Below are 13,318 nucleotides of genomic sequence, written 5' to 3'. Positions count from 1 at the left end.
CATGTCTACAAACACCGAAAACATTGTTGAAGTAAAAACTGAAACGACTATTATTGATATCCCTACTGGTGACTCTATTCCATTCAAAAAGACAACTGTTGAGACTCCTTCTAAAGAATTGATAGAAGCCAAAACTTCAGAATTCCTGAGTGATCCGATCAATTACAGTGCTGAGTTCTTAAAACCCTACCTCCCAATTCTCAAAGCGGTCGGCTGGGTGCTGTTAGCAGCGATTGGTCTAAATCTACTCCTGACAGTGCTAGGCGGGATTCTCAGCGTTGCCACTAGCATTCCAATTCTTTCACCTTTGTTTGAGCTAGTTGGTATCATCTATGTAGGTTGGTTTGTTTACCACAACTTGCTCACTGCATCTCAACAGCAAGAGTTTTCTCAAAAGGTTGCCAAACTTAAGAAGGAGGTTATTGGCGAAGTAGGAGAAATCTTAGATGCTGATAAGAGCGAGATTTCTTGAAGTCTAACTAGATGCTGGCTAACGCTTTAGAAACTCTAACTCCATCAATATCAAATCGAATAGAACATTGAGCAGTTCTCAAGCAGGAATACTGATCTTTGTGGGTATCGATTTTCGCGTCTTGTACTCCTATGGATAGGTGTTCAAAACATCATCTTTTTGTAAACTAGCCTCAGCATTACTGCTTGGGAAGACAAGTGCAACACAACACTTAATTAGCTGGACTGACGAAGCATTCGACTACCTTATAGGGGCTTGACAGTGGTTTGTTCCACAGGTTATTGCAACCAGGTTTTTTAATATCCACTCCTTGTAGTAGCTGTGGCGTTGAGTCTTTAGTTGGTGCTTCTGCTGATAGCTTTGTTTGAAATTTCAATCTCAAAACATTACTAGGACAACATCATGAGTGACTCTAAAAAAAATCTCAACGAACCAGACGCAAATCTCGATCCCATTACAGGAGAACCTGGTGCTCACCCTGTCGGAACTGGAATTGGTGCAGCAGGAGCTGGCTCAGTAGGCGCAGTGATCGGTGGTGTAGTTGGCGGCCCTGTTGGGGCAGTCGTTGGAGCCGCGATCGGAGCAGTCGGGGGCGGGCTATTTGGCAAAGGTGCGGCTGAAGCGATCGACCCCACTACAGAAGACGCACACTGGCGAACGAATCACACGTCTCGACCCTATGTTGAGGCAGACAAAACCTACGATGATTATGCACCTGCCTATAAAACTGGCTATGAAGCCTTCGATCGTCATGCCGAGACAGGCAAAACGTTTGAAGAGATCGAACCTGAGCTAAAGAGCGCCTATGAAACAAATTATGCTAACACTGGGCTAAGTTGGGACAAAGCAAAACACGCGGCTCAAGATGCTTACCTCAAGCTGTATGAAGAGCGTCTGATTGCAACTAAGCATCGCGAAAAAACGGGCGAAGTCACCGTCGGAAAGCGGGTCGAAACTGAGACAGCACGAGTTTCTGTTCCGATTGAAAAAGAGCGCGTAGTTGTCGAGCGAACTGCTGCAACGGCACAAACGGCGGTTTCTCCGGGTGAGTATGCTTTCCAAGAAGGAGAAGTTGCGCGAGTAGAGGTCTATGAAGAAACGCCCGACATTCATAAAGAGGCGTTTGTGCGTGAAGAAGTGCAGGTTAGAAAAGTCACTGAGCAAGAGACTGTTACTGCTGAAGAACAGCTTCGCCGAGAAGAACTAGATGTGGACACAGAAGGACGTCCTGTTATCGAGAAAAACATCTAGTCAGTTAAAGCTCAATATAAGCTCAATAGATGGGTGGGGTCATGGCTCCACCTGATTTTTTATGTGGATTAAGGAGCCATTGTTGTTCAAAGCCAATTCTAAAGCACGAATAAGTAGTTGTACGAAATTACACCGCAAATCGGTTGAAAGTTTCAGTTCGCGCTGCCTCACTGTGAAACTTATTCTGTTCACCTACTTACTTCTTTAATGCGCGAAGGCACACTTTGTTCTTGCAGTCTAAGCAACGCAGCGTAAGAAGTGCTACTGTAACGTACCATTATGGTTGGTTAATGTGCAAAAGGTGTCTGCGTCCGATGAATACGATCGCTACAAAACTGCTGCTAAACAAATGACCCTAACCGCAAATCAATGACGAATCCAAATGGAATTTGACTTTCAAGAAACCACGCCTTTACTAGAGAGTCTGCAAAAGTGCGCTCGATCGTCCAACGCATCTTTCTACACGCCAGGTCACAAACGAGGACAAGGTTTTCCAGACCAATTGACCGACTTGTTGGGGACTCAAGTGGGACGATCGGATCTCCCAGAATTGCCCGAATTGGACAATCTATTTGCGCCTCAAGGAGCAATCTTGGCGGCTCAACAACTGGCGGCCAGAGCATTTGGAGCAGATGAAACCTGGTTTTTGGTCAATGGCTCGACCTGTGGTGTGATCGCATCAATTCTGGCGACCTGCCGCCCTGGTGACAAAATTATTCTGCCGCGCAATGGGCACCAATCAGCGATCGCGGGACTTATTCTCTCCGGCGCGATTCCCATTTTTGTCAATCCTGAATACGATCCCGTTTTGGAGATTGCCCACAGCATTACGCCTGATGGTGTCGCGCAAGCACTAGCCGCTCACCCCGACGCTAAAGCCGTCATGATGCTGTATCCGACGTATTATGGCGTGTGTGGTGATGTGGAGGCGATCGCTCAAATGGCCCATCAGCATCACATTCCACTCATCGTTGACGAAGCTCACGGGTCACATTTTGCCTTTCATCCCGATTTGCCGATCGCTGCTTTAGCGGCCGGAGCCGATCTAACCGTGCAGTCGATTCATAAGACCCTGGCTTCGATGACTCAATCGGCCATGCTGCATCTTCGAGGGCAGAGAATTGAGCGTGATCGCATCCAAAAAGCCTTACAGCTAATTCAATCGACCAGTCCTAGCTACCTCCTACTTGCTTCACTAGACGCGGCTCGTCAGCAAATGGCCACCCAGGGACTAGAACGATTAGAACACACGCTAAATCTGGCAGATAACGCTCGATCGCGCCTTGAGAAAATTCCTGTTTCCACACTCCAACCCAGTCAAGCCGGGAAAACTCCAGGATTTTTGGCGCTCGATCGCACCCGTCTCACCGTCACTGTTTCAGAGTTAGGATGGGATGGTTTTGCTGCCGACGATCGCCTCCATCAACACCTCAAAGTCACCGCCGAGTTTCCCTCTCTCAAACATCTCACCTTCATCATCAGCCTGGGCAACACTCAGCAAGACATCGACCAACTCATCCAAGCCTTCACCCAACTTGCACGCCATCCCAACCCTCATCCCTCTCGCGAAGCGTATTACCCCCCAGGGGGAGCAGATCATCGAAGACAACCCCTCATCCCTCCCAAAGCGGAACAAAGTTCTCCCTCTTCCCTCCTCCCTCTTCCCTCCTCCCTCCTCCCTCCCCCTCTTCTCTACTCTCCCCGCGATGCTTTTTTTGCTACAACAGAAACGCTGGCGATCGCTCAAACGGTTGATCACATCAGCGCAGAGCTGATTTGCCCCTATCCCCCTGGCATTCCTGCTCTGTTTCCTGGTGAAAAAATCACTCAAGACGTTCTCATTTATCTACAGCAAGTTCTTCTAGCAGGTGGCATGATCAGCGGTTGCGCCGATCTCACCCTGCAAACGCTCCAAGTCGTCAAACTTTAGAAAAGCAATAGAAAAGCAATAGAAAAGCACTTTAGTCGTCTGCCCGTAACGTCGCATCCACATCGCCCACAAAGACTCCCTCTACACCGTCTCTTTCTAATAAGTGATAGACCGCCCAAACTTGAGGGCCGAAGACGATTTTGTCACGATCGCACAACACATGAGTTTGCAGCTTACGCCCGTTGATCAACAATCCATTGGCGCTGGGCTTTCCTTTGGGGCTACCATCCACAATCTGATAGCGGCAACTCCCATCATCTAGCGGCAGTTGGATCAGCGTAGCGTGGCGACGAGAAACAAACTGTGAAGCCAGCCGGACTGTGCATCTCGGATCTCGCCCGATCGTGCAAAGGCTGCGCTCCAGCGTAATTTGATGTTCGCCCTGGTCGTCTCTAACAAGCAACAGATGTGAAAGCATGGGTCGATCGTCTACGTGTCAATTCCTTTAGGCAGTGTGCCCGATTCACTCAGGAGAATTAGGATAAACTCATCAAGCCTCCATCAAGCCGGACGGACTGAGAGTTGTGGACTCTGGACTGTAGACCTTGCACTGTAGACAAAGCAAGTTTTTGGCTCCTGCCCTGTTCTCTAATGTCCAATGTCTCTATCTGCCACACCTACCAATAGGTCACCACCTTTCATCCCTCATCCCTCATCCCTCATCCCTCATCCCTCATCCCTCATCCCTCATCCCTTCCCCATGCCCTCCCCCCTCTGGCCCTACCTCACCCCCGGCATTCCCGATGATCTTTTCGAGAATCTTCCTGGCATTCCAATGACTCAGCGTGAAGTTCGGCTACTACTGCTGTCTCAACTGCGACTAAAACGAGACTCTATTTTGTGGGACATCGGCGCAGGCACAGGAACCATTCCTGTAGAAGTAGGGTTGCTCTGTCCTAGTGGGCAGATCATCGCCGTCGAGCGAGATGAGGAGGTCGCGAATTTGATCCGGCACAACTGCGATCGCTTTGAGATCAAAAACGTCCAGGTGATCGAAGGAACTGCGCCCGACTGTCTGCGAAATTTGCCTCAGCCCGATCGGGTCTGTATCGAAGGCGGTCGCCCGATCAAAGCGATTCTCAAGGCCGTCTGGCAACAACTCAAACCCCAGGGTCGCATCGTCGCCACGGCCGTCAGTTTGGAAACGCTCTACCAGATTTCAGAAAGCTTCTCCGACCTTCACGCCAGGAATATTGAAGTGGTTCAGTCGGCGGTCAATCGCCTCGAAACCCGTGGCACGAGTCAAACCTTTATCGCGGTCGATCCAATTTTTGTTTTGAGTGGCGAAAAAATAGAATGAACGAGAGAGATTGTGAAGAACTCAAAACGCAAAACTAGGTTTGTCTCTCCAAATCAGCTAAAGTGTTCCAAAGCAACTCTTAACCTTCTTAACCTCTGGCTAATTTGCCAAATGATTTGATTGAGCAATGGAGTCAGCGGATGGTTGGACAGTTAGACCAGGTTCTCTTCATGCAAAATTAGTGTTATGCCTTGGTCTCGTATTTTGAGTGGGATTGTCCTGATTGCCTTCGCCCTGACCATTATGCTGCTGGGTGGATGGTATTTTACGGCGGGGTTTTGTCTGATTATTTATTTTGGGCAACTAGAATATTTTCAGCTTGCTCGCGCCAAAGGGTTTGCTCCGGCTGGCAAAACAACGCTGGTGGTCAGTCAAATTTTGCTGGTGGTCTCCAACCTTTCGCCCGGTCTGGCAGATGCGATCTTTCCGGTTGCAGGAACGTTAATTTGCTTTTATCTGCTGTTTCAGCCTAAGTTGGCGACGATCGCGGATATTTCTGCTTCGATCATGGGCTTGTTTTATGGGGGCTATCTGCCGAGCTATTGGATTCGCCTGCGATCGCTGGGACAAGTTGAAGCCAGTAACCTCCCGCTCGACGGCTTTTGGATCACCTCCTGGCAAGGACTTCAGGCGCTCCCGATTGGTTTGACAAACACGCTGCTGGCCTTTTTGTGTATCTGGGCCGCTGACATCGGAGCCTATACGATCGGTCGGTGGATCGGTCGAACTCGCCTGTCAGATATCAGCCCCAAAAAGACTGTCGAAGGTGCCGTGTTTGGAGTCGCTGCTAGTGTAGCAGTTGGCGTGCTGGGATCGTGGTATCTCAACTGGTCGGGCTGGCCGATCACAGGGGTGGCGCTGGGTTTGCTGATCGGGATTGCCAGTCTGTTAGGCGATTTAACAGAGTCGATGATGAAACGAGATGCAGGCGTTAAAGACTCTGGACAACTGATTCCAGGGCATGGGGGCATTCTCGATCGCGCCGACAGCTACGTTTTTACGGCTCCGCTGGTCTATTATTTTGTGACGATCGTCTTGCCGTTGTTGCCTAAGTAGGAAGTGAGGAGTGAGGAGATAAACCTGACAAATCCTGTGCTTACCTGAATAAAACTCACCTTCGCGGGTTAGAACTGCTAGTCAGAATGACGGGTTGTCTAATCCTTGATCGTTCAATACTTGGTGATAAATTTTCATCAGTTGATCAAAGTTGGCTTCTGGGGTGTACTTAGTTTCGTAGGTGAGACGAGCCTGTTTTGACATTTGGGCGATCGCTGCTGGGTGTTGTTCTGCCCACTTCATCTTTGTGGCTAGGTCGGCTGCATCTCTGGGAGCAAACTGTAAGCCTGTCTGTCCGTCTTCTACAATTTCTGCCATGCTGCCCAGTTTGGGGACGATAACCGGAAGCCCGCAGGAAAACGCTTCGGCGATCGTCAACGGAAACCCTTCATACCAGATCGACGGAAACACCAAAAATCGAGCTTGCTGCATGAGTTGGAGAACCGTCGCTTTGTCTTGTCTGCCAAGAAAGGTAATCGTGTCCTCTAATCCAGCCTCTTTGACCTGCTGCTGCAACACTTCTCGCAAAGGCCCTTCGCCGACAATTTTTAATGGTAGCGTCAACGCATTTTGCACATAAGCATCAATCAAAACAGCAACGCCTTTTTCTTCTGCCAGTCTGCCTACAAATAATGCATTGTGATGATCAGCAGGATTGGAGAAAGAAACCCCTTCGGGTGCGAACACAAAATTAGATTTGACGTGAATCTTGGCGATCGGCAACCCCGCCTGAGTCAGCTTCTCTTTTTGAAATTGAGTCAGCGTAATGTAAGCATTGACCCGCTCTTGCCAAGTGCCCCGCAGCCGATGCCAACTCACCATTGCTGTCACAACCGCGCTTTGAGACCGAGAGCCACGATAGCAGCCATGCACAATCCCCGCTAGTGGAATCGGCTTCCCCAGACAGTCTTCACAGATCTGATTGTCTCGAAACAGCATCGCCCTGGGACAGCCCAACCGATAATTGTGCAGCGTTTGCACCACAGGAATTTTTTGATCTCGACAGGCATCATAAACCGAAGGCGACAGCAGCGGAAAAAAGTTGTGAACGTGAACAACATCCGGCCGAAACTGAGCGATCGCTTCTCTCACCTTCAGTTTAGAAGTCTGGGAATAAACCGCACTCACCGCTGCGATCGCTTTACTCCAGGCTCCGACAATCTCATCGTTACTAACTTCTAGCAACTCAACGGTGTGGCCGCGATCGCTCAACAACGCCTTCTCAGCTTGAACAACGCCTTCCTCTCCGCCCACAATCTGATAGCGGTTATGCAGTTGCAAAATTCTCATTTATTTACGCCGCCTAATGCCGATCCCAATTTTACAAAAGCGCTGACTTTGAATTATTCCAGGGTGAAAGCAGACCCTAAAACAAATGTCACTGATTTAGGAACCGTGAGCAGTACTACAAGTTCTCATCCCTCATCCCTCTCGCGAAGCGTATTACCCCCAAAGGGGGAACAGATCATCGCAGACAACCCCTCCTCCCTCCTCGCGCAGCCTTCCTCATCCCTAAACAATGATGCCTTGATGCTTGAGCCATAAAATCACGAAGATTGTGACAATCCAACTGACCACCGTAAAGAGGATTGGCTTATCGGTAAGCAACACTTCTTCTGGACGCTCCGCCCGTTCTCCTAGCTCAGGAGTGGAAGAATTTTCAAGCGAGTCAACTTTGAGATCGCTCAATAGCTGATAGCGAAAAATACCATATAGCACAAATGGGAAGGTCAACATCATCCAGGGAGTAGACGCGCCGTTGACTTGCGGGCCAGAACTCCACAGGGCATAGCTCATCAGCGCTCCGGTCGTCACAGTACTTTCCATCCGAGTCAGCAGTGGTAGAGAATAGCGCTTCAGCACGCTGCGAGTTTTTCCCCCACGTTCTTGTAAAAGTCGAAGTTCAGCTTTGCGCTTTTCGACTCCCAAAAACAGCGCCAGCATTCCAGTACACAGCAAAAACCAGACCGATGGAGCAATTCCGATCGCAGCCCCTCCAGCCAAAGCACGCAAAACAAACCCAGCGGCGATCGCAATGATGTCCAAAATGGGAGTGCGCTTTAGTTTGAGGTTGTATGCAACTTGCAGCAGCGAATAGGCGATCAGCGTGACTCCCAATGCAGGCGCGGTTAACCATCCCAAAATTAAGGCACTGCTCAATAAAAGAACCGCCATCGCGATCGCCGTCCGCACTTTTACCCAACCCGCCGCGATCGGGCGCTTACACTTGACGGGATGCTGACGATCGGCTTCTACATCCGCCACGTCGTTGATCAGATAAAAACTACTAGAAGCGCAGCAAAACAGCACAAAGGCCAGAGTCGCAGCCAAAAACGACGGCAGATTAATGCTAAATGCAAAGAGAGGCACCGCAAACACAACCAGATTTTTTGTCCACTGGCGAGGTCGCAAGCTTTTAAGATGAGCTAGAAATCGAGTGCGTGAGGATACGGAGATCGATTTACTGGTATCTGTATTTGCACGAGAATTCATGATCTTTTTCCTGGAAGACTTCTCAGCGCATCCGGCTATCTACTGACTAATCTAGAGTTAACCATCAAAGCAAGCAACCTATCCAGAAAACATTTATCTTCTACTCAAGAAATCTTTAAATGCTCCTCACAAAGGCTCAAATCTAGCGTTTCAAGCAAGAAAGAACTCAGAACGCTCAATCTTTGATGGTTGAAAGTGATGGTTGAAAGCGTCCTCGATCGCAGGCTGTGATCTCGAAGATCCCCCCTAACTTCCCTTAAAAAGAGAATTCAGGAGACTGCAAATTGACGTAATCTTGCCCGTGAAGTTCAGATTCGCGTTGACAACACATTGTTACGAGCTTGGTTTCGTTAAGCTTCTCACTCAAATCAAGATCAAACGTCGTGTAAGAAAGCCGGGACAAACGGAGGTTTTTGAGAATTGAGAGCCGATCGCTTCCCGCCATCCGATATTCTATGGAAATGTCTTTTTGAATCCTTCTCATCCCCCCTCGCGAAGCGGATTACCCCCAAAGGGGAAACAGATCATCGAAGTTCTCCCTCATCCCTCATCCCTCATCCCTCATCCCTCATCCCTCTTATGCCCACCATTCGAGTCCCTGCGACAACAGCAAACATTGGCCCTGGCTTTGATTGTCTAGGGGCTGCCCTGACGCTGTATAACCAGTTCAAATTTACGCCGTCGTCTCAAAAACCACTCAAAATTACGGCAACGGGGGCAGAAGCCGATCGCGTCGCCACCAATGACAGCAATCTGGTATATCAGGCATTCTGCAAGTTTTTTGCCCATCTGGGACAGACCCCGCCTGCGGTTGAGATAGAGATAGAGATGAATGTGCCCCTCGCACGAGGATTGGGCAGTTCGGCAACGGCGATCGTCGGTGGGCTGGTGGGTGCCAATAGTCTGTCAGGGTCGCCGCTGAGTCAAGACGAGATCATGCACCTGGCGATCGCCCTCGAAGGACATCCTGATAATGTGGTGCCTGCATTGCTTGGGGGCTGTCGATTGGCGGCATCGGGCCGCGATCGGGCGTGGGAAATCTGTGAATTGAACTGGCATTCTGACCTGATGCCGATCGTCGCCATTCCCGATTTTGAACTCTCTACCGCAGAAGCTCGTCGCGTTTTGCCTACCGATTACAGTCGCGCTGATGCCATCTTTAATACGGCTCACCTGGGTTTGTTGGTGCGAGGATTGGAAACCGCAAACGCAGACTGGCTCAAGGCGGCACTTGACGATCGTATTCATCAGCCCTATCGTCAAACGTTAATTTTGGGATTTGAAGCGGTGCGATCGGCTTCCCTGTCAGCGGGTGCTCATGGAATGGTGATCAGTGGGGCGGGCCCAACTTTACTCGCGTTATCAAGTGCCGCAAATGCAGAAGCGGTTCAGTCAGCAATGGAGAAAGCCTGGATGCGGGAGGGTGTTGGCGTTGAGGTGAAGGGGTTGCAGATCGATCGGGAGGGGGTGAGGAGTGAGGGTGAAGACGGTAAGCTTTGTATGGATTAACTGTGGATTAACTATGAGTGACGTGTTTTGGCAAATGCTTAGAGTTTTTAGTGTTAAATCGATCGTGACGGCTCTGTTAGTTGCAAGCTGCTGGCTCACAATGTCTGTTTCGGTGTCTGCTCAACCCCTACAGCCAACCCCTTTGTTTGCATTATTTTCGTTTTCGGGCACACGTCCGGCTAATCTGGGAGTTCAGAATGGCAAGCTGGCAGCCTGTCCGAGTACGCCCAACTGTGTGAATAGTCAAACAGCAGATCAAGCCCATACGATCGCTCCCCTGCGCTACGCCACCAGTCCTGAAAAGGCATTCGCTAACCTCAAGCAAACCATTCAGGCGCAACCCAGAACCAGAATCGTTGCTGAAACTGAGAACTATCTCTACGCCGAATTCACCAGCAAACTGATGGGCTTTGTCGATGATGTGGAGTTTTATCTAGACAAACCTGCGGGCGTGATTCAAGTGCGATCAGCTTCTCGATTGGGCGAATCGGATTTGGGCGTTAACCGTCAAAGAGTAGATTCAATTCGCACGGCTCTCAAAGAAGCAGGCATTCTACAAATGGGACAGCCATCTCTCTAGATCTGACACACTAGAAAAGTCGAGTAAAGCTTCTCCAAGGGATTCGAGTTGCTCAATGGGTAATGCTTCGATCTGTCTGCGTAAAGCCTCTGGCACTTCTCCAACTTTTCGGGCCAGCAGTCGAAAAATCAGCGATCGTTCTCCTTGAGCCATCCCTTGCTCAATCCCTTGAGCCATCCAACTGGTTGTGATTTCCATAATTTGCTCCTGTTCTGTTGCCTCTAATTTACCAATCTCCTCAGCAAACAATGGCTCCTCAACCTCATTTAGCCGCAGGTACGTGTCCACAAATCCTGAGATGAGTCTGGTTTTTGCGGGGTCAAGGCGCAATGTGGTCAATAGCCGCAAACATTCCGCTTTCACTCTGGGGCGGTCTTGTGGGGCAATTCGCATCTTGGACATGAGAGCGGCTGCGATTGGGTTAGGCTGATCGATAAAGTTGCGCCAGTCTAACTGATTGAGTTGGATTGCAGCAAAATTGAATTCTAAAACCTTTAATCCTGAAAACTCCACAGTGTGCGTTTGCGGTTCGGCTCTCAGGGGTTCATCAAACGAGAAGACAACAATCGGATAAATCCTCTGCACATACTTTTGGTACAGACGGGCAAAGTAAAAAAACATTCTTCGGGCAAAGTTCGACTGAGTGTATGACTGAGCTTCGATGTGGACAAGGAATCCAACTTCCTCACCAGACTGTTTGACCTCAACAAGCAGATCAATGATTTTGTCCTCTCCAGACGTGAGATCCGCAAAGTACTCCTGCGGCAAAAACTGGATTGAGTCTCGTTCGATCGTGCTGGCAATTTCGGGCAAAAATAGATCCAAAAACTCAGCGAAGAATGTAGTGAGCAGCTCCTTGAAGAGACGATCGTGATCAACCATAAGATTTCGACAACTCACTAGACAACAAAACGGTGATAGCGCTCAACGAAGCGAGTCACTCTCATCGAACTGACGTTAAAACAGGCTTTTAGACTCATCTTGCTACAAGTTTTAACCAATAAAAAGGACATCTGATTTAGATGCCCTGCTCAAAAATCTTTAGTTAAGACGACCAGAAACTAACGGCGAGAATTGGCCAAAATTAGATATTGAACCAACTGAAACACAGCGTATAGAGCCGTCGCCACATAGGTAAACGCCGCAGCATTCAACACTTTGCGGGCCGCCCGATTTTCTTCACCCTGCAAAATTCCTAGCTCGTCAATGATTCTCAGCGCCCGATTTGACGCATCAAACTCAACAGGCAGCGTGACGAGATGAAAGACAATCACCGCCGCAAATAGCACAATGCCAATCTGAATAAAAACTCCGCCGATCGCGCCCATAAACAAGCCAGCCATAATCAAAATCGGCCCAAAGTTAGCGCCCAAATTGACCGCCGGAACCAGCGCCGCCCTCATATTCATTGGCTTATAGCCCTTCACATCTTGCAGCACATGACCACACTCGTGAGCCGCCACAGCCGCCGCCGCCAGAGAGTCAGACCCATATACCACCTCAGACAATCGAACTGCCTTAGCACTGGGATCGTAGTGATCCGTCAGTTCTCCTGCGATCGGCTCGACCGTTACATTGTGAATCCCCATATTTTTGAGAATCGTCTGCGCCACCTCAGCCCCGGTCATTCCTAGACTCGATCGTACTTGAGAATACTTGCGATAAGTGCCCTGAACGCGCTGCTGGGCCCACCACACCAAAATCATGCCCGGAATCAATAACAGGTAAGACGGATGAAAATACATGATCTTCTACCCAAATGTCGTGTAAGTGCTTTGCTGATTTGCTTTGAGCCTATGTTAGCACTTCAAACCGCAACCCTCTTTGGGGGGATTCCGTACATCATCACAGATTGTTAGCAAATTTATGGATCGGAGCGATTGAGCTAAAATAAGAGAATCTTTCGTCCTACTTATGCAAAATCTTGTGCTATTTGTTTTCTAAATTCAATTTTTCTAAGGTCGATCGTGTCGCACTGACAGGAGCTTTCTGCCTTCATGCGTGAGTCGTTCGAGGCGGTACGTCCAAATCCACCTAAAGCTGATGTCCGTCATGCTGAACACTCGACTGCGGATAATTTTTCAAATCCTGCCAATCCCCTTCGGCGGCGGATTCTCACCTGGCTCAAGGTTCACGTTCCCGAAACTAGAATTCGACATATTTTGCGCGTTGAGCAACTGGCGATCGTTCTAGCCCAGCACCATCACTTGGATGTAGAAAAAGCGGCTCAAGCAGCCCTGATGCACGACCTGGCGAAGTTCTTTAAACCCCAGCGGCTCCTGCAAATGTCCAAAGACGAAGGGCTAACCCTGGACGCAGTGGATGAGTCTAATCCTCATTTACTTCACGCTGACGTGGGAGCGATCGTCGCCAGAGATGAATTTGAAATCCGAGACGAAGCAGTGCTGCAAGCCATTCGAGACCACACCTTGGGCAGACCAGGGATGAGTCCATTAAGCTGTGTGGTCTATCTAGCAGATGGCCTAGAACCTGGACGAGGCGACGCCCTTGAGTTAGAGGCTCTGAGACAACTAAGTCGGCAAGATCTAGAAGAAGCCATCTGGCGCGCCTCCGATCATTCACTCAGACACTTGCTCAATGCTCACCACCTGATTCATCCCCGCACGGTGCTAACTCGCAACTGGTTTATGCAAACGGTGACCCACAAGCCCCCCAAAAGAGCCAACCTCCCAAACCCTGACCCTTAGCTGGAGTGAAAATCATGCC

The 13,318-nt window shown here is 49.4% G+C and carries 13 protein-coding genes; 8 read left to right on the top strand and 5 right to left on the bottom strand.

Annotation, left to right across the window (positions count from 1 at the left end):
- Position 1 precedes the first annotated feature (1 nt).
- The 3 genes from ACKFKH_RS09175 (at position 2) to ACKFKH_RS09165 (ending at position 3,653) form a co-directional block, all read left to right on the top strand.
- Complete coding sequence (locus ACKFKH_RS09175) at positions 2-472, top strand: CAAD domain-containing protein (protein WP_446857968.1); 471 nt, start codon at positions 2-4, stop codon at positions 470-472.
- Positions 473-874: 402 nt separating this feature from the next.
- A complete protein-coding gene (locus tag ACKFKH_RS09170) occupies positions 875-1,723 on the top strand; it encodes a YsnF/AvaK domain-containing protein (protein WP_446857967.1) in 849 nt (282 codons plus the stop codon).
- Positions 1,724-2,105: 382 nt separating this feature from the next.
- On the top strand, positions 2,106-3,653 hold the full coding sequence (locus ACKFKH_RS09165; RefSeq protein WP_446857966.1) for an aminotransferase class I/II-fold pyridoxal phosphate-dependent enzyme: 1,548 nt from the start codon (positions 2,106-2,108) through the stop codon (positions 3,651-3,653).
- A 31-nt stretch (positions 3,654-3,684) separates the two neighbouring features.
- Here ACKFKH_RS09165 and ACKFKH_RS09160 read toward each other — a convergent pair whose 3' ends face one another.
- Positions 3,685-4,071: an FHA domain-containing protein gene (locus ACKFKH_RS09160; RefSeq protein WP_446857965.1), complete on the bottom strand. Its 387-nt coding sequence runs from the start codon at positions 4,069-4,071 to the stop codon at positions 3,685-3,687.
- A gap of 282 nt (positions 4,072-4,353) precedes the next feature.
- Between ACKFKH_RS09160 and cbiT the strand changes: the two genes are divergently transcribed.
- Both cbiT and ACKFKH_RS09150 read left to right on the top strand, forming a co-directional pair.
- Positions 4,354-4,953, top strand: coding sequence for a precorrin-6Y C5,15-methyltransferase subunit CbiT (gene cbiT, locus ACKFKH_RS09155; RefSeq protein ID WP_446857964.1), 600 nt, complete (start codon positions 4,354-4,356; stop codon positions 4,951-4,953).
- A 186-nt stretch (positions 4,954-5,139) separates the two neighbouring features.
- Complete coding sequence (locus tag ACKFKH_RS09150; protein WP_446857963.1) at positions 5,140-6,009, top strand: phosphatidate cytidylyltransferase; 870 nt, start codon at positions 5,140-5,142, stop codon at positions 6,007-6,009.
- 81 nt (positions 6,010-6,090) lie between these two features.
- Here ACKFKH_RS09150 and ACKFKH_RS09145 read toward each other — a convergent pair whose 3' ends face one another.
- Both ACKFKH_RS09145 and ACKFKH_RS09140 read right to left on the bottom strand, forming a co-directional pair.
- Positions 6,091-7,299: a glycosyltransferase gene (locus tag ACKFKH_RS09145; protein WP_446857962.1), complete on the bottom strand. Its 1,209-nt coding sequence runs from the start codon at positions 7,297-7,299 to the stop codon at positions 6,091-6,093.
- 222 nt (positions 7,300-7,521) lie between these two features.
- Complete coding sequence (locus tag ACKFKH_RS09140) at positions 7,522-8,502, bottom strand: decaprenyl-phosphate phosphoribosyltransferase (protein WP_446857961.1); 981 nt, start codon at positions 8,500-8,502, stop codon at positions 7,522-7,524.
- A gap of 579 nt (positions 8,503-9,081) precedes the next feature.
- Between ACKFKH_RS09140 and thrB the strand changes: the two genes are divergently transcribed.
- Both thrB and ACKFKH_RS09130 read left to right on the top strand, forming a co-directional pair.
- Positions 9,082-10,011 carry a homoserine kinase gene (gene thrB, locus ACKFKH_RS09135; RefSeq protein ID WP_446857960.1) on the top strand — a complete coding sequence of 310 codons (930 nt, stop codon included), beginning with the start codon at positions 9,082-9,084 and terminating at the stop codon, positions 10,009-10,011.
- Between the two features lie 13 nt (positions 10,012-10,024).
- A complete protein-coding gene (locus ACKFKH_RS09130; RefSeq protein ID WP_446857959.1) occupies positions 10,025-10,591 on the top strand; it encodes a DUF1499 domain-containing protein in 567 nt (188 codons plus the stop codon).
- Here ACKFKH_RS09130 and ACKFKH_RS09125 read toward each other — a convergent pair.
- Together ACKFKH_RS09125 and ACKFKH_RS09120 are read right to left on the bottom strand one after the other, a co-directional pair.
- A complete protein-coding gene (locus ACKFKH_RS09125) occupies positions 10,565-11,473 on the bottom strand; it encodes an Rpn family recombination-promoting nuclease/putative transposase (RefSeq protein WP_446857958.1) in 909 nt (302 codons plus the stop codon). The two genes, ACKFKH_RS09130 and ACKFKH_RS09125, sit on opposite strands and share 27 nt — an antisense overlap.
- 179 nt (positions 11,474-11,652) lie before the next feature.
- Entirely contained in the window at positions 11,653-12,336 is a 684-nt protein-coding gene (locus ACKFKH_RS09120; protein ID WP_446857957.1) for a zinc metallopeptidase, read from the bottom strand.
- Positions 12,337-12,588: 252 nt separating this feature from the next.
- Between ACKFKH_RS09120 and yqeK the strand changes: the two genes are divergently transcribed.
- A complete protein-coding gene (gene yqeK / locus ACKFKH_RS09115; RefSeq protein ID WP_446857956.1) occupies positions 12,589-13,299 on the top strand; it encodes a bis(5'-nucleosyl)-tetraphosphatase (symmetrical) YqeK in 711 nt (236 codons plus the stop codon).
- Positions 13,300-13,318: the final 19 nt, after the last annotated feature.

Source organism: Phormidesmis sp. 146-20 (assembly GCF_052939475.1).
This window is presented reverse-complemented; position numbering and strand designations above follow the sequence as displayed.